Origin of the sequence: Clostridioides sp. ZZV14-6150 (genome assembly GCF_020657875.1) — a bacterium.
In the GTDB taxonomy this organism is placed as follows: domain Bacteria; phylum Bacillota; class Clostridia; order Peptostreptococcales; family Peptostreptococcaceae; genus Clostridioides.
This window is the reverse complement of the sequence record NZ_JAGWDA010000008.1, coordinates 184,661-206,179: the sequence shown is the minus strand read 5'-3', so window position 1 is coordinate 206,179 and position 21,519 is coordinate 184,661. Positions and strand designations below refer to the sequence as shown.

General features: G+C 29.2%; 17 protein-coding genes, 1 pseudogene and 1 other annotated feature. Of the genes and pseudogenes, 16 read left to right on the top strand and 2 right to left on the bottom strand.

Annotation, left to right across the window (positions count from 1 at the left end; all coding sequences use genetic code 11):
- Together KGF41_RS11495 and KGF41_RS11490 are read left to right on the top strand one after the other, a co-directional pair.
- The coding region (locus KGF41_RS11495; protein WP_227854701.1) for a transposase at positions 1–312 on the top strand (312 nt) is incomplete at its 5' end.
- A gap of 90 nt (positions 313–402) precedes the next feature.
- Positions 403–900, top strand: a pseudogene (locus KGF41_RS11490) (GNAT family N-acetyltransferase); the annotation flags it as partial.
- 376 nt (positions 901–1,276) lie between these two features.
- On the opposite strand, the gene KGF41_RS11485 reads toward KGF41_RS11490, so the two are convergent.
- Positions 1,277–2,095, bottom strand: a complete 819-nt coding sequence (locus KGF41_RS11485; RefSeq protein ID WP_227829442.1) for a MerR family transcriptional regulator — start codon at positions 2,093–2,095, stop codon at positions 1,277–1,279.
- A 162-nt stretch (positions 2,096–2,257) separates the two neighbouring features.
- On the opposite strand from KGF41_RS11485, the gene KGF41_RS11480 reads away from it, so the two are divergent.
- Both KGF41_RS11480 and KGF41_RS11475 read left to right on the top strand, forming a co-directional pair.
- Positions 2,258–2,842, top strand: a complete 585-nt coding sequence (locus KGF41_RS11480) for a TetR/AcrR family transcriptional regulator (RefSeq protein WP_227856674.1) — start codon at positions 2,258–2,260, stop codon at positions 2,840–2,842.
- Complete coding sequence (locus KGF41_RS11475; RefSeq protein ID WP_227829444.1) at positions 2,839–3,036, top strand: hypothetical protein; 198 nt, start codon at positions 2,839–2,841, stop codon at positions 3,034–3,036. Before KGF41_RS11480 ends, KGF41_RS11475 begins: the two co-directional genes overlap by 4 nt.
- Positions 3,037–3,117: 81 nt before the next feature.
- On the opposite strand, the gene KGF41_RS11470 is transcribed toward KGF41_RS11475, so the two are convergent.
- Positions 3,118–4,860, bottom strand: coding sequence for a peptidase M3 (locus KGF41_RS11470; protein WP_227842772.1), 1,743 nt, complete (start codon positions 4,858–4,860; stop codon positions 3,118–3,120).
- 427 nt (positions 4,861–5,287) lie between these two features.
- On the opposite strand from KGF41_RS11470, the gene KGF41_RS11465 reads away from it, so the two are divergent.
- The 12 genes from KGF41_RS11465 to KGF41_RS11410 all read left to right on the top strand — a co-directional run bounded on the left by KGF41_RS11465 (position 5,288) and on the right by KGF41_RS11410 (position 21,358).
- A complete protein-coding gene (locus KGF41_RS11465; RefSeq protein WP_227829446.1) occupies positions 5,288–6,664 on the top strand; it encodes a TrkH family potassium uptake protein in 1,377 nt (458 codons plus the stop codon).
- Positions 6,665–6,897: 233 nt separating this feature from the next.
- A complete protein-coding gene (locus KGF41_RS11460) occupies positions 6,898–7,569 on the top strand; it encodes a potassium channel family protein (RefSeq protein ID WP_227829447.1) in 672 nt (223 codons plus the stop codon).
- Between the two features lie 181 nt (positions 7,570–7,750).
- Positions 7,751–8,548: a TrmH family RNA methyltransferase gene (locus KGF41_RS11455; protein ID WP_227856673.1), complete on the top strand. Its 798-nt coding sequence runs from the start codon at positions 7,751–7,753 to the stop codon at positions 8,546–8,548.
- 186 nt (positions 8,549–8,734) lie between these two features.
- Positions 8,735–8,969, top strand: a binding site (T-box leader).
- Positions 8,970–9,018: 49 nt separating this feature from the next.
- Positions 9,019–10,038: a phenylalanine--tRNA ligase subunit alpha gene (pheS, locus tag KGF41_RS11450; RefSeq protein ID WP_227829449.1), complete on the top strand. Its 1,020-nt coding sequence runs from the start codon at positions 9,019–9,021 to the stop codon at positions 10,036–10,038.
- Between the two features lie 16 nt (positions 10,039–10,054).
- Positions 10,055–12,448, top strand: a complete 2,394-nt coding sequence (gene pheT / locus KGF41_RS11445; RefSeq protein WP_227856672.1) for a phenylalanine--tRNA ligase subunit beta — start codon at positions 10,055–10,057, stop codon at positions 12,446–12,448.
- 24 nt (positions 12,449–12,472) lie between these two features.
- Complete coding sequence (gene zapA, locus KGF41_RS11440) at positions 12,473–13,063, top strand: cell division protein ZapA (protein ID WP_227829451.1); 591 nt, start codon at positions 12,473–12,475, stop codon at positions 13,061–13,063.
- A 201-nt stretch (positions 13,064–13,264) separates the two neighbouring features.
- A complete protein-coding gene (locus tag KGF41_RS11435; RefSeq protein ID WP_227829452.1) occupies positions 13,265–13,945 on the top strand; it encodes a YoaK family protein in 681 nt (226 codons plus the stop codon).
- Positions 13,946–14,082: 137 nt separating this feature from the next.
- Positions 14,083–16,524: a DUF3656 domain-containing U32 family peptidase gene (locus tag KGF41_RS11430; protein WP_227856671.1), complete on the top strand. Its 2,442-nt coding sequence runs from the start codon at positions 14,083–14,085 to the stop codon at positions 16,522–16,524.
- 103 nt (positions 16,525–16,627) lie between these two features.
- Positions 16,628–17,206 (top strand): HD domain-containing protein, encoded by a 579-nt coding sequence (locus KGF41_RS11425; RefSeq protein WP_227829454.1) that lies wholly within the window; start codon positions 16,628–16,630, stop codon positions 17,204–17,206.
- 35 nt (positions 17,207–17,241) lie between these two features.
- On the top strand, positions 17,242–17,718 hold the full coding sequence (locus KGF41_RS11420; protein ID WP_227850451.1) for an NUDIX hydrolase: 477 nt from the start codon (positions 17,242–17,244) through the stop codon (positions 17,716–17,718).
- A gap of 104 nt (positions 17,719–17,822) precedes the next feature.
- Entirely contained in the window at positions 17,823–18,644 is an 822-nt protein-coding gene (locus tag KGF41_RS11415; RefSeq protein ID WP_227856670.1) for a nitroreductase family protein, read from the top strand.
- Between the two features lie 221 nt (positions 18,645–18,865).
- Positions 18,866–21,358, top strand: coding sequence for a diguanylate cyclase domain-containing protein (locus KGF41_RS11410; protein WP_255611385.1), 2,493 nt, complete (start codon positions 18,866–18,868; stop codon positions 21,356–21,358).
- Positions 21,359–21,519 lie beyond the last annotated feature (161 nt).

Sequence of the window (21,519 nt, the reverse complement as noted above, 5' to 3'; positions counted from 1 at the left end):
ATGATTAAGAATCATAAATTAGCAGGTGCAATAAGTGAAGTTAGTTGGTATGAATTTAGAAGGTTACTTGAGTATAAAGCTACTTGGTATGGGAGATTAATTTCTGTAATAGGAAATACATATCCATCAAGTCAGTTATGTAGTGTATGTGCTCATAGAAATAAAGATGTAAAAAACTTATCACTTAGAAAGTGGGTTTGTTCAGAGTGCCATACACAGCATGACAGAGATATAAATGCCAGCATAAATATACTAAAAGAAGGATTAAGATTAGTGGGGATGGAACAGCCCTTAGAGCCTATGAATGCTTAGTGCAAAAGTGCTATCGAATAGGAATATCCACCTTCAAACATTACCGAAGGTAATTAAGGTGGAGTAGTTCAAGCTGAAGATTCTGATAGAAAACTAATATATGATATGGCATTTGAGGAAGATGAGATATGGAAGTCAATGTTTGATAATAAAGAGGATTTTGACTGGTCTGACATTCATGATGAAGAATCTTACTTTTTTAGTAGTACTCCTGGTCTTAATAAATACTTGCTTATAGAATATGATAATCAAATTGTGGGGACCATTTCTCATGCATACAATGATGGGAAGATACCTAATATGGAGCTAGATATGTGGTTGCGTTCAATGAAATATACTGGTAAGGGGATTGGTTCAAAAGCTATGAAGTTGTTAATTGACAGCTTGACTAGAGACTATGAGATAGGCACATTTATTATTCGACCATGGATTAAAAATCCTCGTGCTATAAAGGCCTATGAAAAATGTGGTTTTGTGGTAAGTGATTGTTTTAATCCTAAAGATTATTATGGGAAACATTTCGGTAAATGGGGTCAAGGTAATTATCCAGAAGGTGAGAATGTGAATATGGTACTTTCAATAGAGTAGTTAACAATGCTATGAAAAAATACACTTTTGCTATTAGTAGTTCGATGTTTGGAAAATAAGATATTAGAATAAAAATAAATATTATTCGCTAGTTTGTAAGTTTAACAAAGGATATTTATACTCAGTGAAGAAATAAAATGTGAGGTCTAACAAGTTCCTATTAGTTAGGAAGCTTGTCAGACATTCTAGCAAAGTTTGAAAAAACGAAAGAATCTAAAGCCGATTGTAATTGATGGTTATAGCAATTTCTTAGTCATTAATTGGGATGTTTATTCAAAAGTAGTACTTAAAGTATGAATCTATGTTTAAAAGACTTATAAAGAAGTACAACAAGAGCTAGAATACAAATATTACATAAATAAAACATCATTGAAACTTATTTTTTTCTAACTGGAAAGCATACTTCTGTTACCCAATTATCAGAATTACTGTCTTGACCAGGTCCTATATGATAAATATTAAACATAGGGCCATCTACATCATAGTTATTGTCAGATATCCAATTACCAATAGCCTCACAAGCATCTGTAAGTTGATTGAAGTTTCCTTTTACAATAGCAGTTGCAGCAGTTACACTTGGAACAGTTCTAAACTTAACATTTTCAGTATCTTTATAATTTCCAGATACAGCAAGTTGTATCTCAACATCAACATAATTTTCTTTATACCCAACATCATAAAAGACTGCTTTAGAATAGTTAGGAACATCAACTTGTACATTATGCCCTTTTGTTTCTGAGCATAATTGATGCCATAGCATTCCTTCATCTTGATAAGTAGGTATAGTTCTTCTTAAAGTCATCATATATTTTGGAGCAAAGTCTTTTATAGTTACATCATAATTTTTCATAATATCAATCCTTTCAATTCTCTCAATAGTAGTTTCTATTTTTAATAGTTTTTTTTGCGTGTCTTCTAGATGTTCTCTTACTTGAGAATGGTGGATATTTAAATACCTTATCAAGCTTTCTCTATCATTGTATTCCGTCAAAATTTCTTTGATAGAAGATAAGCTAAATCCCATATCTTTTAAGGCATGGATTCTATTTGTAGTGGAAAGTTGATTTGCACTGTAGTATCTATAACCATTAATTTTATTTATATGAGTTGGTATTAAAAGTCCAATTTCATCATAGTGACGTAGCATGCGAATACTAATTTTACTAAGTTTTGAAAAATCGCCTATCTTAAACATATTTATATCTCCTTTATAAAGGTATTATTTTTGAGCTCAATCTCAATATAAACCATATCATAGTGGTAGAGTCAACTAAAAATTATATATTGACATATAATAAAAAAACCATTATACTGAACGTGTTCAGAACAAAAAATGTAAATGTTTTGGAGGTATGTTATGATAAATAAAGAAAAAGATAAAGATGCGAGAGAGCGTATAATTGAAATTACATTAAGGATTTTAGAAGAAGTAGAGGATGTTGATAAGATTACAGTTCGTCAAATTGCTGAACGTGCAGGGGTTGGAGTTGGATTAATAAATTATCATTTTAAGACTAAAGATAATTTATTGAGTATAGCAATAGGAGATACAATGTCAAATATAATAACAGAGTTATCGTATGATAGTGTATATACTCTAGATTCTGTTGAGAACTTAAAGGATTTATTGAAGAGACTGTGTGATATTGGTATACATTATGATAAGGTACTACCTTTTATATTGAATCAATGTATAATCAATGGAAATATGCAGGCACAACTTGCTATCATTCCTATACTTCGTAATATATTTGGGGACGAAAAAGACGAAATGAGTTTAAGAACTATTGCCTTACAAATTATTTTACCTATACAAATGGTGGCTTTATCACCAGAATCATTTCAATTATATAGTGGTACAAATATAAAAGTTAAACATCAGAGAGATAATTTTATTGATATTTTAATAGAAAATATTATCAAAGGGGATGATGTAAAATGAAACTTATAACTATTGGTGCAAGTATTATTACTGCTTTATTTTTTATTTCAACTATGATTTGTGGTTTTTGGATTAGAAATAACAAGGTAACAGATACAAGTTCTATTAAATTTCACATGAATAGTGCTATTTTTACAGGTGTGTTTTTATTGATTACTATAATTCTTTTAATTATGTACATAAAAAAATATTAATCTAACGGGGCAAATATACAAAACGTCAGAAGTAATAAAAGCAAAGGCTTATAAAATTTCTGACGTTTTTATTATTAAATGTTAAGAAGCATTTTCTAATTCAAGAGGGTTCTCTAGACCAAAATAATCGTATAAAGCTGAGCTTATTTCCTCCAAGTTTCCGCTTTCAAAAGGAGATTGTAGATTAACTTTTTCTACTACATCTTTAAATCCTGCATCTGTATTTTGATTTAAAAAATCCATGTATACATCAACAGCTTTTCTATAGTCATCCTGTGATAACTCCCATATTTGAAGAGATACATCAGATGCAAGGCCATAACTTAAATAGTAAAAAGGAACTTGGAAGTTATGAGATACAAGTATCCAAAATGGAGCATTTTTGTCTTTAAGTATCTTATTAGATACTCCATATTCTTCTTCTAAGTCAAAAAATAGTTTATTGATATCATTTAAGCTCATATATGGGTTTTTATATATAATTTCTTGAAACTCATCGTAAAGACAAGCATCAATAATAGTATTTAAAACAATCGATAAGTGTTCCTTTTTTATGGCTTCAGATTGTTTCCCAAAGAATTCATCAAAATACTTGTAAAATAAAATTTCTAAAGATGTAGAATGAACTTCGCATATATCAATACTTGGCTGTATCGTATTATTTAAGTTAATACTGTTGTAGTAATTATAAAAATGACCAAACTCATGGGCAAAGCTAGTAACACCTAAAAAAGAATTGTCCCATGTATTAAATAAAAAGGGTGCTTTGTACTTGTTTATATAAGTAGTATAACCTCCAGGTGATTTGTTCTTTCCAGAAGAATAATCGTATAAGTCATATTTTTTCATGTAATTAAAACACTCTTTTAATTTTGGAGATATATCTTCAAGTACTTTATCAAATTTTCTAAATGAACGATTCTTATATGCCTTAATATAAATAGAAGAGTCAGAAGGTTGTGATGTAACTTTCATATATAATGGAACTATATACTCTTTTACCTCACTTCTAAATTTTCTTGCATCCTCTTGGGAGTAATCTTTATTTAAATTTAAATAAGCATAATCGGTATAATTCTTAAAACCTAGTTTAGTTGCTATCTCAGTTCTCGTCTGCACAAGCTCTAAAAAAATATTACCAAATATAGGGTTGTATTTTTTTAAGTAATCTGAATAAATTTTTACATATTCTTCATAACTAAGATTGGGTTTTGACATAGCTTCTTCAAAATCTATTTCCATTCCATCTACTGATACAGTAGACTTAGATAATAAGTCTTCATATCTAACAACTAAGTCTTGCTCTTTTTTAAGTAGGTTTTCGACTTCTTCTGAATTAAGCTTTCCAATGTTTTTTAAATAATTAAATCCATCTTTTCCAATTTCTTTTTTTAGTTCTTTAGAAAACTTAGAATTTACAAATGTATCCTGAAAATCTTTGTATGCCATGTCAACATCCACAGATTTACTCATAAGGTACTTGTATTCCTTAGAGTAAAATTCATCTGATGAATCTATATTGTTTCTAAGTTTTGCTATAGTAAGTGTACTATAGAAGTCTTGGTAAATCTTATCGACATTATTAAATACGTTCAATTGCTCTTTGGCATTTTTACATGTTAAAAGTTTGTCGTTATATGTGTTAATATTTTCGCATACTGACTTTATATCAGGACGCTTATATTCCATTTTTTCAAAAGGAATAGTTCCTCTAACTGAATCTTTTTTTGAATCATTAGTATAATTTTTTATGTATAATGCAAATATAATAAAAATTACAATTAAAATTAGAGAAATAAATAATCTTTTCTTGGATTTAATCATAGAAATCCTCCAATCATGGATATAGTTATTAGTTATTTTACTATATTAAATATAAAAAATGCATATTAAGAAAATTTAATACAAAAATATGGACAAGATTATAAATAATATAAAAACTTAACTTCAAAAAAGTATATGAAAATTGTATTGGTAAAATGATAAATAAATTTTAAGTACAAAATGCGAAAAACTATTCTAATATTATACTTATTATATGCAAAAAATATAGGAATTTTTGATGTAATTGAAATTAAAAGACATATATAAAAATTTGCAATATTCCAAACAAAAATTATAAAAATTCATATCATTGTCTTTATACAATATTTATACTATAATAGAATAATAATTTAGAGGAAAGCTCTAAAAATAAACAAATTAAAGGTCTTAACAGTAATGATTTTATGTTAAGGAGGTATAAAGAAAGTTGAAAACAATAGTTAGAAGACTTATTCTCTACGCAGATGGAATGCGACCTACTCAAATAATGGTATCTGGGTTTGCAGCAATTATTTTAATTGGAGCCATATTGTTAACACTCCCGATATCGTCACAGAGTAGAGAGAGTATAGGCTTATTAAATGCTCTATTTACAGCTACTTCAGCGGTTTGTGTTACTGGTCTCGTTATGGTAGATACAGCAACTTATTGGAGTTTATTTGGACAGATAGTAATAATAACATTGATACAAATTGGTGGTCTTGGATTTATGACCGTAGCTACAATGTTTTCACTTATGGCACGAAAAAAAATACAACTAAGAGAAAGATTATTGATACAAGAATCATTAAACCAAGCAGATTTATCAGGGCTAGTAAGACTTACAAGATTTGTATTAATAATAACTATAACAATAGAGGGAATAGGTGCACTAGTTTTATCAACTGTCTTTATTCCACAATTTGGTTTATCTAGAGGAATATGGTATAGCATATTTCATGCAATATCAGCGTTTTGTAATGCCGGATTTGATTTAATGGGTAGTGTAAGTGGGCCATTTACATCGCTAAATTCTTATGTAAACAATGTTACAGTATCAATGACTATTTGCGCACTTATAGTGTTAGGTGGATTAGGATTTCCAGTTGTCCTTGATATTGTAAGAAAAAAAAGATTTTCAAAATTAAATGTGCATTCTAAAGTTGTTTTATTTTCAACTGTAATACTTATTTTAGTAGGTGCAATATTTATTTTTCTTATAGAGTTTAACCAAAAGGCCACTATGGCAGAATTACCTGTAAAAGGGAAAATATTATCAGCGATATTTCAATCAGTAACAGCAAGAACGGCTGGTTTTAATACACTTGATTTAGCTACTTTACGAGAAAGTAGTATATTTATAATGATAATTTTGATGTTTATTGGAGCATCACCTGCATCTACTGGTGGAGGTATCAAAACAACAACATTAGCAGTATTAATAATTACAGTTAGAAGTTTTTTATCAGGAAAATCTGATATAGAAGCTTTTGAGAGAAGACTAGCTCCAGCAACTATAAAAAAATCTCTAGGGATATTTGTAATTAGTATATCCGCAGTTATTTTTGGAACTTTGATTATTTCAATAACTCAACCTAAGTTTACGCTAGTTCAATCAGCATTTGAGGTTACTTCAGCACTAGCTACAGTTGGTTCAAGTTTAGCTGGAAGTTCAAACCTAAATGCTTTAGGTAAGGTTATAATAATAATCTTTATGTTTATGGGGAGAGTTGGTTCTCTTACTTTATTTATGGCTATACTTTCTGGAGGGAAAAGAAAGAGTCAGCCAGTTAGATACGCAGAAGGGAAGATTATGGTTGGATAGAGTACCATTTATGAGATAAATTGATTAATAATGATATATAATATAGGAAAATAAACTTAGATGTGATTAATTAAATAAATTAACTAATGATAGTAATAATCTAGGAAATAAATTTAGATATGATTAATCAAATAAAACAAAAATATTAAATATAAAAATTAAATTAATTTATCTATATAAAAGTTAATTTAATAGATATTATACAAATTGTGTGTTAGGGAGGAAGTTTCGAGATGAAGCAATATATAGTCATTGGGTGTGGGAGATTTGGAAGTTCAGTTGCATCTACTATGCATCTTTTAGGACATCAAGTAATGGCAATAGATAAAAATGAAGATTCAGTCCAAAGTATATCTGATAAAGTAACGCATTCACTTATAGTGGATGTTACTGAGGAACAAGCATTAAGATCATTGGGTCTAGGTAACTTTGATGTAGCAGTAGTTGCAATAGGTTCTGATATAAGAGCATCTATAATGGCGACTCTTATAGCCAAAGAAATGGGCGTAGAGTTGATAATATGTAAGGCAAAAGATGAATTACAAGCCAAAGTTCTTTATAAGATTGGTGCAGATAGAGTTGTATTCCCAGAAAGAGATATGGGAGTAAGAGTTGCACATAATTTAGTTTCTGACAATATATTAGACCATATTGAACTTGACCCAGAATATTCAATTGTTGAAATCGTAACTCCAAATGATTGGGTTGGTAAAACACTTGTAGAACTTGAGCTTAGAGCTAGATATGAGATAACTGTGCTTGCCATCAAGACTGGTAAAAATATAAATGTGACACCTTCTCCTGATGAGGAACTTACAGCTGGAAGTATATTGGTTATAATTGGTCAAAATACTAGCATAACAGCTATTACATCTGGAAATAAGGGTATAATTAGAAGAAGATAGTTTATTATTTAAGATATATTTGATTGCAATGAAAGTAGATAGTATCATATAATTATGAATAGTTATATGATACTATTTTTATTTTAATTGAGAATAGAGTTTTAATCGAAATCAAGATTTTAAAAGTAGGATAAAGAATGATAAGGAGGTTGTGCTAATATTAAGTTAGCATTTAGATAAAATGATTACAACTATAAGCAGTAAGGATAATGAAAAATTAAAATATACTAAAGCACTGTTAAAGTCAAAAAATAGAACAAAAGAGTCAAATTTCATAATAGAAGGGTACAGAATAGTAGTGCTTGCACTTGAATGTAATGCAAATCTTGATTATGTATTTATCAATGAGGACTTTGAAAATAAAAAGGAACACGTGGAACTATTAGAAAACTTAGATAAAAAAAACAAAAATGTATATAAGACTACTAATAAAAACTTTAAAGAACTTGTAGACACAGAAAATACTCAAGGTATAATAGGTGTAGTTTCATTTAAGGAAAAAAATTTAAAAGAAAGTATAAATGAAAAAGATAAGTTTGTATTGATTTTAGACAGAATACAAGACCCAGGAAATATGGGGACCATAATAAGGACTGCTGACTCTGCTGGAGTAGATGCAATAATAGCACTAAAGGGATGTGTCGATATATACAATCCAAAGGTAATTAGGTCAACTATGGGTTCTATTTTTGATATGAATATAGTTAATTCCCTACAAGATGAGACTGTAGATGTACTTAAATCACAAGGGTTTAATATAGTTTCAAGTTATTTAAATACAGATAATTTTTATGACAAAATAGACTATGGCTCAAAAGTAGCTTTGGTGATAGGAAACGAAGCAAATGGGATAAATGAAGAGCTTGTATCAAAATCTGATATTTTGGTTAAAATACCTATATATGGCAAAGCTGAGTCGTTAAATGCCGCAATAAGTTCTGCTATACTGATGTATGAAATAAAAAAATACTTAATTTAATGTATTGTAATAAATATAATGTCGTGTTATAATCTTGAATTAAATAGTAGAGTATCAAAAATAGTCAATATATTTTAAAAATGATTGATAAAAATATTATGTGATTGTACTTTAAAATAGTCACAATAAGATAATCACAAAATGTAGATATAAATGATATAATACTAAAATAAACAATATAATATTGTAAATGCAATGAAAGAGGAAAGTATTTTGATTAAACTTAGTAAAGAGATAAACACCGAGGCTGGGAGTGTTTTCTAAGAGGTCAGGAGAAGTTCCCTCTGGAGTAACAAAGCTGAAATTTGATAGTAGGCTTTGACGTGAAAAACGCGTTAAGTTTGTTAGAGGTGGTTTGATGATTTTTAGATTGTTAAACTACTAGGGTGGTACCGCGAAACTATAGCCTTTCGTCCCTAGACAGGGATTGAGGGGCTTTTTTTATACAAAAAAACGAAAGGGTGATATGTGTGCAAGAAAAATTACTTGCTTTACGTGAAGCAGCTTTAGCTGAAATAAAAGAGGCACAAAGCATAGAAAGTGTAGAAAGTTTAAGAGTTAAGTATTTAGGAAAAAAAGGTGAGATAACTGCCATACTTAAAGAGATGGGTAAATTATCTGCTGAAGAAAGACCAGTAGTTGGAAAAGTTGCCAATGATGTAAGAGAGAATATTGAACTTAGCATAAATTCTAAAAAAGAAGAAATAAATGCTATTGAAAAAGAAAGAAAATTAAGAGAAGAAGTAATAGATGTTACTCAACCTGGAAAAGTATTAAAAGTTGGAAAGAAACATCCAATAACTCAAATTATAGATGAAGTAACAGATATATTTATCGGAATGGGATTCTCTATAGCAGAAGGTCCAGAAGTTGAAACAGTAGAAAATAACTTTGATGCATTAAACGCTCCTAAAGACCATCCATCAAGAGATATGAGTGATACATTCTATATCAATGATGGTGTATTACTTAGAACTCAAACGTCTCCAGTTCAAGTAAGATCTATGAGAAGTCAAGAGTTACCAATTAAAGTAATAGCACCAGGTAGATGCTTTAGATTTGATTCACCAGATGCGACACATTCACCAATGTTCCATCAAATAGAAGGGCTTGTTGTTGGAAAAGATGTTACTATGGCAGAATTTAAAGGAACTATGGATATCTTCGTTGAAAAATTGTTTGGTTCTGATATCAAAACTAAGTTTAGACCTCATAACTTCCCATTTACAGAACCAAGTGCAGAGGTTGATGTTACTTGTTTCAAATGTGGTGGTAAAGGTTGTCCAATGTGTAAGTATGAAGGTTGGATAGAAATATTAGGTTCAGGTATGGTTCATCCAAATGTACTTAGAAATTGTGGAATAGACCCAGAAGTTTACAGTGGATTTGCATTTGGAGTTGGGGTTGAAAGACTTGCAATGCTTAAATATGAAATAGATGATATTAGATTATTATTCGAAAATGATATGAGATTCTTAAATCAATTTTAATTAGGAGGGTGTGTAGATGTTAGTATCTTTAAAATGGCTTAGAGACTATGTTGATATAGACATGGATGTAAAAGAGTTCGCTGATAAAATGACAATGACAGGAACTAAAGTTGAAACAATAGATTATTATGGTGAAGAAGTAGAAAATATATTAGTTGGAAAGATTTTAGAAATAAAACAACATCCAAATGCTGATAAGTTAGTTGTAACTAAAGTAGATGTTGGAGATAAAGTTGTTCAAATAGTTACAGGAGCTACAAATATATCAGAAGGAGATTATATTCCAGTAGCTGTAAATGGTTCTAAATTACCTGGAGGAGTTGAAATTACACAAACTGACTTCAGAGGGGAATTATCAGATGGTATGATGTGTTCAGCAGCTGAATTAGGTATAGATGAACATTATATTGAAGAATACAAAAGAGGTGGTATATATATTTTAGACCACGAAGACTCTTATGAATTAGGAAAAGATGTAAAAGATGTTTTAGGATTAAATGATGCTTTAATAGATTTTGAATTAACTTCAAACAGACCTGACTGCAAATGTATGATGGGTATAGCTAGAGAAGCAGCTGCAACTATAGGAACAAAAGTAAAATATCCTGAAATAGAAGTAAAAGAAAGTGATGAAGAAATAGACTTCAAAGTTGAGATAGATAATCCAGATTTATGTAGAAGATATGTTGCCAGAATGGTAACTGATGTAAAAATAGAACCTTCTCCATACTGGATGCAAAGAAGACTTACAGAAGCAGGTGTAAGACCTATAAGCAACATAGTTGATATAACGAACTTTGTAATGTTAGAGCTTGGTCAACCACTTCATGCTTTTGATATAAACCAAGTAGAAACAGGAAGAATAGTAGTAAGAACTGCTAAAGACGGAGAAAAGCTTGTAACACTAGATGATGTTGAAAGAACATTAGACAAAGATATGTTAGTTATAACAAATGGAGAAAAGTCACTTGGTCTAGCTGGTGTAATGGGTGGTGCAAACTCAGAAATAACTGATAAGACAAAGACTGTACTTTTCGAAAGTGCCAATTTCAAACCAGAAAACATAAGAATGACAGCTAAAAAAGTGGGAATTAGGTCAGAAGCATCTTCAAGAAATGAAAAAGCCTTAGACCCTAATCTTGCAGAAATAGCAGCAAATAGAGCTGTACAACTTGTTGAGATGTTAGGAGCAGGAAAAGTATTAAAAGGAACTGTTGATGTATATCCAAATAAACCAGAACCTAAAAAATTGGTGGTAAATCCTCAAAGAATCAACCATCTTTTAGGTGTAGATGTTCCAATGGAACAGTTTGTAGGAATTTTAGAATCATTAGAATTTAAATGTAATTTAATTGCTGATGATAAGCTAGAAGTAGATGTACCAAGTTTCAGAACAGATATGGAACAAGAAGCTGATGTATGGGAAGAAATAGCTAGAATTTATGGATTTGAAAATATACCTTCTGTACAATTAGAAGGAAATACAACAGCAGGAGTTAAAACTTCAAAACAAAAATTCATGGAAGCACTAAAAAATAATTCAACTGCTGTAGGATTAAACGAAATATTAACATATTCATTTGTAAGCCCTAAGGGAGTTGACAAGATAAGAGTACCAGAAGGTAATATAAAGAGAAATTTTGTTAAGTTGATGAACCCATTAGGAGAAGAAACTTCTGTAATGAGAACTACTTTAATACCAAATATGTTAGATGTTTTATCAACTAATGTATCTCATAAAATAGAAGAAGTATCAGCATTTGAGTGTGGACATATATTCATACCACAAGATTCAGAACTTCCTATGGAAGTAAATAGAATGTGTGTAGGTATGTATGGCAAGGACGTAGATTTCTTTGCATTAAAAGGAACTATAGAAACTGTACTTATTAATGTAGGATTCAAAGATTATGAAATTGAACCTCAAGATAATAATACTACCTTCCACCCTGGTAGATGTGCTAAAATAGTGTATAATAATAAATATGTAGGTACATTAGGTGAATTGCATCCAGATGTTATAGAAAACTACAATCTAGGTCAAAGAGTTTATGTTGCTGAAATAGATATTGATTTTGTATTTGATAATTCTGATAGAACAAAGAATTATGTGCCATTACCAAAATATCCATCTACATCAAGAGATATAGCTCTTATTGTTAAGGATGATGTATTTGTAAAGCAAATAGAAGATATAATAAAGGAAAATGGTCAAGGATTAGTAGAAAGCTACAAATTATTTGATGTTTACAAAGGTTCTCAAATAGAAGCTGGATATAAATCAATTGCATATTCAATAACTTATAGAAGCAAAGATAAGACTCTAACAGATGAAGAAGTAGCTAAGGTGCATGATAAGATATTAAGTGAATTAAGCGAAAAATTGAATGCTAACTTAAGATCAAATTAACAACTAATGTCGTGGGAGGTTAGGATGAACAAAGTAATGGTGAAAATCCATGGCGTTGAGTATCCAATGGTTGGAGACAAGTCAGAGAAGTTTATGATTAGTATTGCTGATTTTGTTGATAAAGAAATGGATAAGATAACACGTCAAAACCCGAAACTAAGCTTATCAGTTGCTGCAATATTAACTGCATTAAATATATCAGACCTTTTATTTGAATGTTCAGATGAAAATGAGAGGTTGATTAAAGCTAATGAAGAATTGAGCAAGAAGGTTGGTTCATCTAACGAAGAGCTTCAATTAGAAATCAAATCTTTAAAACTTACAATAGCAGAGAAAGAAGCAGAAAATCGTGAAACTGAAGCTAAAATGAAAGAGTTAATTGAGATTATAGAGAATAAAAAGCAAGAAATATTTGAACTTAGTAATACAACAGAAGGCTCTAAAGCCGAGTTAGATGCTTATAAAAACAAGATAGAAGAGTTAACTGCTCAGCTTGAAGAATCAAATGAAAGAGCTACTATAGCTGAAAATTTAGCTTCTGAGTTTCAAAACAAGGCTTATGATTTACAGCTAAAATGTACAGGGTTAAATAATGATGTAAAAAACGTGGAATAAATTAAAAGATTTGCTGTCTCTTGTTTTTTGAGACAGCTTCTTTTAATTTATAAATAATAAATATAAATAACATATAATGTATATATAACTAGTGTATACATTGTATGCAAATATAAAATTTTATTTTAATATTAAAATAAAAAATGATATCTAAAAGAATTTTGATTTGGTATCTATCAGTAGAAAGTGAGATGTTTATATATGACAAAACAGAGCCAGATGTCTGAATCATTCTTCTTATGTGCCTTATTGGCGATAATAGGAGGATTTTTAGATATTTATACTTATGTAGTAAGAGGAAAAGTATTTGCTAATGCACAGACTGGAAACATAGTCTTACTAGGACTTAATATAGCAGAAGGTAATATAAAAAAATCTTTTTATTACTTGATTCCTATTTTGGCATTTATGTTAGGTGTATTTATAGCAGAGAAAATAAGAAAGTACTTTAAAAAGAATTCTAAGATTCATTGGCGTCAAGTTATCGTTATAATTGAAATGATTACAATACTTGTGGTTTCTTTTGTACCTAGAGGGCAATTTAATATGTTTGTAAATATTGCTATTTCTTTTATTTCTTCAATGCAAGTAGAGAGTTTTAGAAAGGTAAATGGAAATAGTTTTGCAACTACAATGTGTACTGGAAATTTAAGAAGTGCGACAGAAACATTATTTCATTATATACAGACTAAGAATATTTTTATGATAAAAAAGAGTTTGCAGTATTATTCTATTATTATATTCTTTATATTTGGAGCTATTTTAGGTACTTTTTTTACAAGAATTTTTGTAGAAAAATCAATCCTAATATGTTTCTTTATTTTGGCAGTAGTCTTTGGAATTATGTTTATCAATAAAGATGATTCATTTAATGAAAATTAACTTAATGTAAATTGATAAAAAAATGGAGTCATTATTTGATATACTTTATATAGTAAATAGTGTATAAATTTAATGTAAATATTTATGTTATAGATATAATTATATTAACCTAATAAGTATAAATAGAGGAGAAAAATATGAAAAAAATAGAATTACTTGCACCAGTTGGCTCTTTTGATTCACTGAAAGCAGCAGTACAAAATGGAGCAAATGCTGTGTACTTAGGTGGAAAAGACTTTAGTGCTAGAGCATCTGCAAATAACTTTGATAGAAATGAACTGATTGAAGCTGTTAAATATTGTCATATAAGAGGAGTACAAGTATTTGTCACTGTAAATACATTGATAAAACAGTATGAGATAGATGATTTTGTCGAGTATGTAAAATTTTTATATGATATAGATATTGATGCATTAATAGTTCAAGATATAGGTATGGCAAGGCTTATAAAAAAATTACTACCTGATTTTGAATTACATGCAAGTACTCAGATGGTAGCTCATTCATTAGAGGATGTAAAATACCTTCAAAGTGTAGGATTTGATAGAGTGGTCTTGGCAAGAGAATTAAATGTTGATGAGATAAAATGGATTTGTGAAAATACAACTGTAGATATAGAAGTATTTGTGCATGGGGCTTTATGTGTATGTTATTCAGGTCAATGTCTTATGAGTAGTATGATAGGAAACAGGTCTGGAAACAGAGGTAGATGTGCACAACCATGTAGACAAAAATATGAGTTAATAGATATAAATACAGGTGAAGTAGTAAATAGTAATGGAGAGTATTTATTAAGTCCTAGAGATTTAAGTACTATAGAAGATTTAGATAAAATAATCGAAGCAGGAGTATTATCTCTAAAAATTGAAGGAAGAATGAAAAAGCCAGAATATGTAGCTACTGTAGTTTCAGGGTATAGAGAAGCGATTAATGAGTTTATAAGTAGGAATAAAATAAATATTTCTGAGGAAATAATAAATAATTTGTATACTATCTTCAATAGAAAGTTTACTAAAGGATATATATTAGGTGAAGTTGGTAAGGATATAATGAATTCTGATAGACCTAACAATCAAGGTCTATATGTTGGAAAAGTTTTAGACCATAATAGAAAAACAAAGAGACTTAGAGTGATACTAGAGAATACCCTTAAAAAAGGGGATGGAATCAACTTAGGTGGAGGGACTATTGGAAGAATTATAAAAGATGGAGAGATAACTACAATAGCACACAAAGGAGATTTAATCGAATTAGACTTTATTGGGGAAGCAAAGAGAAATCAACTTATATTCAAGACTTCAGACAGTGAATTAATGGACAAAGTACAGTCTACATTCCAGCAAGATAAAGAACTTATAAAAACTAACATAAGTGCAAAAGTAAGTATTAAATTGGGTGAAAAACCAGTACTTTCTATAAGTGATTTTTGTGGTAATAAAGCAGTTGTAGAGGGTGAAAAGGTAGCTGAAAAAGCTATAAAGGTTGCTTTAAGTGAAGAAAAAATCGAAACACAGATTCAAAAACTTGGAAATACGCCTTATAAATTAAAAAATATAGAAATTGATTTAGATGAAGGTGTAAGTATGCCTATAAGTATATTAAATCAAATGAGAAGAGATTGTATTGAGCTTTTGGATGAAGAAAGAATAAAGATAAAAGATAGAAAATTTAAGGAAAGCAAATTAAAATACAGACCAATTAAAATAAATCGACATAAAGAATTTAATACAACTCCTAAACTTAGAGTTAAAGTTAAGAATTTAGAGCAATTAGAAGCAGTACTAAAATATAATGTAGATTTAATTTATTATGAAGATATAAACACGTTATCTGAAGCTTTGGAAATGGCTTCAAGTGAAGAAACACCTAGTCTTGAAGATAGATTAATCTATTCAGCACCAAGAATTATTAGAAATAGAGAATACAAACAGTTTGAAGTATTAGATAACATAAAAGGGCTTAATAAAATTCAAGTTGGCAATTGGGGTTCTATGGATTATTTTAAAGATAAAAATCTAAATATAGATTGCTATTTGAACTCTTTTAATAGTGAAAGTATAAATCACTTTAGGGATGTAGGAGCAAGTACGGTTTGTTTATCACAAGAGTTAAATTTAAGTGAGATTGAACAAACGTTAAAATATACAGATGCAGAAATTGAAGCAGTGATATATGGATATACGCCTATGATGGTCACAGAATACTGTCCTATGGGGGTTGTTGTTAGAGATTGTAAAAAAGATAAGAGAGTAGCTAAATGTAAGGAGAGCAGTTATGCTCTGAGAGATTTTACAGATGCAAGTTATAGGATAACACAAGATATATTCTGTAGAAGCACTATTTACAATTCAAAGGTCACTTGTATGTTGGACAATCTTTATGAATTAGATGAAATTGGAGTAGATATATTTAGAATAGATTTTACAGTGGAAAATAGTGAAATGGTAAAAAAAGTTATTGAAGCCCATATTGAGGTTTTAAACAATAATTATAAACTTGGAGAAAAAGCTACTAATTTATATAAGCAATTGGACGAAATTGGAACAGTTGCAGGACACTACTATAAAGGTGTAGAATAGATATAACATGAAAAATATACATAAATATATAAAAAAACTTGAATTTATGTATATTAATATAAAAAAATATCATATATATGAAAAAACAGGGGGATTTCTGAAAATGAGAGAAGAAGCTTTAGAGATTTTATTTAAGTATTTAGAAACTGATAGAATGAGAAAACATTGCTATGCAGTTGAAGCAGTTATGAAAGATTTAGCCAAAAGACTAGAGCCAGAAAAAGAAGAAAAATGGGCAGTTGCAGGTCTTTTACATGATTTGGATTCAGATATAGTTGGAAGAAAGCCAGGAGAAATCTGTGAAGGTCATGCAACAACGACTGTAGAACTTCTTAAAAAAGAAAATTTTGGTGATGAAGAAATGTATAGAGCAATACTTGGTCATCATGATGGTATGGGAGTTACAAGAACTAGCCTAATGGAAAAAGCTATATATGCAGCAGACCCTATAACTGGATTTATAACTGCAATAGCTTTAGTTTATCCAGATAAAAAACTTACAAGTGTAAAGACAAAATCTGTAATTAAAAGAATGAAAGAAACAAGATTTGCTTCAAATGTAAATAGAGATGCGATGAGAAGTATAGAAGATATAGGTATTCCATTTGATGAATTTGCTGAGCTTTCTCTTAATGCAATGAAGAATATTAGTGATGTACTTGAAAACAATGAAAATGAGTAAATGAAAAATAGAAAAGAGAAAGTAAGGCGAATTATATGAAACTTACGACTATTTGTTATATAGAAAAAGATGGTAAGACTTTAATGTTGTATAGAAATAAGAAGAAAGATGATGTACATGAAGGTAAATATGTAGGTGTTGGTGGAAAGTTTGAGCAGGGAGAAACACCTGAAGAATGTATAATCAGAGAAGTTAAAGAAGAAACAGGTCTTACTATTAAGTCATTAACATATAAAGGATTGATAACTTTTCCAAAATTTAAAGATGAAGAAGATTGGTATATGTTTTTGTATTTTTCAGATGAATTTGAAGGAACTTTATCTAGCAAAGATTTAGATGATTGTAAAGAAGGCAAATTACTTTGGGTTGATAATGATAAAATATTTGACTTAAATATGTGGGAAGGTGACAGGTTATTTTTAGATTGGGCTAAAACAGGCAAAATTTTTAGTGCAAAGATAATATATGATAATGGCAAATTGAAAGATTACAGTGTAAATTTCTTAGATTAATTAAAAAATTAAAGCTTGTATATTGTTAAAAAAATAAAAATTGACTTAGACAACTATTTGATTTATACTAGAGTGAAAATTTTAAAATGGAGGAATAAGCTGGAATGATAGACATAAATTTAGACAAATGTGTAGGATGTGGCATGTGTGAGTCAGACTGCCTTGTAAATGCAATAAGAGTTAAAGAAGATAAAGCAAAGGTGAAAAATATTCTCTGTATTAACTGTGGTCACTGTATGGCGATATGTCCAACAGATGCAATAGAAATGCAGGGATTTGATAAAAATGAAGTATTAGAATTCAATCATGAAAAATTTGATTTAGAGCCTGAAAAATTACTAAACTTCATCAAATTTAGAAGAAGTATAAGAAGCTATAAAGACATAGAGGTAGAAGAAGAAAAAATAAAAAATATAGTAGAAGCAGGAAGATACACACCAACAGGTGGAAATAGACAACCTATAAGATACATATTAGTAAAAGAAAAACTAAAAGAAGTAAAAGAATTAGCAATAGAAGGGCTTTATAACTTGGCATTAAACACTGATGATGAAGACCCTGTACGTTCTATGTATAAAAATACATTTAAGAGAATGTACAAAAGATATAAAGAAGAAGGATATGATTCTCTATTTTATGATGCACCATTACTTATGGTAGTTGTTGGTGACACTTCTTTAGGAGGAAGTGTATATGTAGATGGTGGATTAGCTGCATCTAATATGGAGCTTATGGCTTATTCTCAAGGATTAGGAATGTGTTACAATGGATTTTTTGTTATGGCATCAAATATAGAGCCAAAGTTAAAGGAGTTATTGGGAATGAATGATAATGAAGCAGTTATAACTTCATTTATATTGGGATACCCAAGTGTAAAATATAAGAGAACTGTAAATAGAAATAGTGCTAAATTTGAAATAAGATAGAACTTAAAATGTATTATATACTAGCGATTAATACGAGAGAATGTATATATTTAATATAGCAAATTTATTGTAATAATCAAATAAATCAGTTATAATTTAGATATATTGTATATAAAAGGATATTTAAATTTTTAAGTAAATTTTTATATCCTTTTATATGCTAATCTATTTTTTCATATCTAAAAATTTATATAGTAATTTGCACTGTAAATCTTAATTATATGGAGGAGTGTATAGTGAATTCAAAAAAATTACTTTTATTAATTATTGTAATTGCGTCTATATTCACTTCTGGCATATTTCCTTTTAATGTTAATGCTTTAGGTAGTGATAGTCGTACTATTCGGGTTGCTTATCCTATTCAAAAAGGTCTAACTGAACTAGATAAGCAAGGTAAATACTCTGGATATACATATGAATATTTGTTGGAAATTGCGCAATATACTGGATGGAATTATGAATTTGTTCAAGTATCTGGAGATGAAAATGAAATTCTTACAAAACTAATGAAAATGCTAGAAAAAGGTGAGATTGATATAATGGGAGGCATGTTATACAATGAGCAGATGGAAAAATTGTATAATTATGCAGGTAATAGTTATGGAGTAGTAAATACAGTATTGCAAGTATTATATGAAAATACAGCTATTGATAGTATAAGTTTAGAATCTATGAAAGAAATTCGTATTGCTGTAATAGAGAATTCTAATACTAGGCTTAAAGAATTAAATGAATATTGCAAGATGAATTTAATATCACCTAAATTAGTATATTGTAAGTCACAAGAAGAACAGTTACAAGCACTAAAGAATGGTAAGGCAGATGCACTGCTTAATGTGAGTATGAGTCCAATAGAAGGTGTGCGTACTATAGCTAAATTCTCACCAAAACCATTCTATTTTATTACACCTAAAGGTAATACAGACCTAACTCAAAGGCTCAACTCAGCAATTAACAATATTGAACAGACAGACCCATATTTTTCAACTACTCTATATGAAAAATATTTTACACCAGAAAATAATAAGATGCTTTTGTCTGATGATGAAACTACATATATTAAAGATATAGATACATTAAAAGTTGGGGTACTTTTAAATAAGCCACCATTTCAAAACATAGATGAAAAAACAGGCGAATTAAAAGGGATATCAATAGATTTATTGAATCATATATCTGACAAAACTGGACTGAAATTTGAACTGGTACCTGCAAAGTCCCAAAAAGATTTGGACAAAATGACTGAAAATCATGAAATTGATATTGTAGCAGGAATGATTTATGATTATGAAAATTCTCGTAAACACAATGTAACTATGTCTCGGTCATTCGTTTCTACTCAATACATTATGATGATTAACAATAAATTAAATGAGAATAGTTTGGATGGAAAGCGTCTAGCTCTACCTAAAGGTATCATTTATGATAATTATTTTAAGGGAGATGTTGTATGGTATGATACTTTGGAAGAGTGTATAGAAGCCGTCAACAAGGGAGATGTAGATTATACTTATGGAGAAGGCTATTCTATACAGTACTATATGAATCAACCTAAGTACAAAAATGTACGTTTAGTTCCACAGACTTATGAGCCACAGAGTATTTGCTTTGGTATAGTTAAACCAAGTAAGCAGGAATTATTGGGTATATTTAATAAAGCTATTATAAGTATTCCATCAGAAAAGATGCAATCAATTATTTATCAAAATACTACATATAGACAAGATTTTTCACTGCTTTATATTATGCAACAAAATCCAATTGAAACTGTTTTAATAGTTGCTAGTTTATTACTTTGTATTATTGGAGGTATGGCATGGAGCTTGCATACACGTAAAAGTATGAATCAGAAAATCTCTTTGGAACTTAAAAAGCACTCTGAAGTGTATGAAATGGCAAGTGAATACTTTTTTGAATATGATTATAGACAAGATAAATTGATAGTTTCTATGAAAGGGAAAGGAATTAGTACTTATTATGGTATAAGTAAGAGTGATAATAGTACTATGAGTGAAATTGAAATAGAATATAATAAAAAGTTTTCTGATGTAATCAAATCACAGGAAAATGGGACTACTGAAATGTATTCTCTCTGCTCTGATGGTAATTGTCACTGGATTAGGATTACTTCAAAAATAATTTATAATGAAAAAAATGTACCAGTGTATGTAATTGGAAAAATATCTAATATTGATTCTGAAAAAGAGGAAAAGGATAGGTTACTGGATAAGGCTCAAAAAGATGGTTTAACAAATATTTTTAATGCAGCATATATTAGAAAGTTAACAGCAGAAAGTTTATCGACTTTATCTCCTAACAAAAACGGAGCTTTGCTAATTTTAGATATCGATTATTTTAAGTCTATTAATGACAATTATGGACATTTAGTTGGAGATGAAGTATTAATTGATGTTGCAAAAATGCTTGAAAGAAGTTTTGAAAAAGATGATATTGTAGGTCGCTTGGGTGGAGACGAATTTAGTATCTACATTAGAGATATAATAAATAAGGAAGAACTTGTCGCTAAATGTAATTATGTATATGAACAGATTCACCTTATAAAGTTACCAAATGGAAAAAGTGTATCTATAAGTATGGGTGTAGCGATAACAAAATATGGACAGAAATATGATGAATTATACAAAATGGCAGACGATGCTCTTTATGATTCTAAGAAGCAAGGAAGAAATAAATTTAAAATAGTAGAAGTATAATTTTTAGAAAGATTTACTATAGAAATTAGAAATAAGATATAATTGAACGAGTTTTGTATAATTGTAAATAAAATAGAAGTGTTAATTTATATAAGATGAAGTATAAAAATATAATAAATTTCTAAATAGAAAGTATATAATAAATCTTTTTAAAGTGAAAA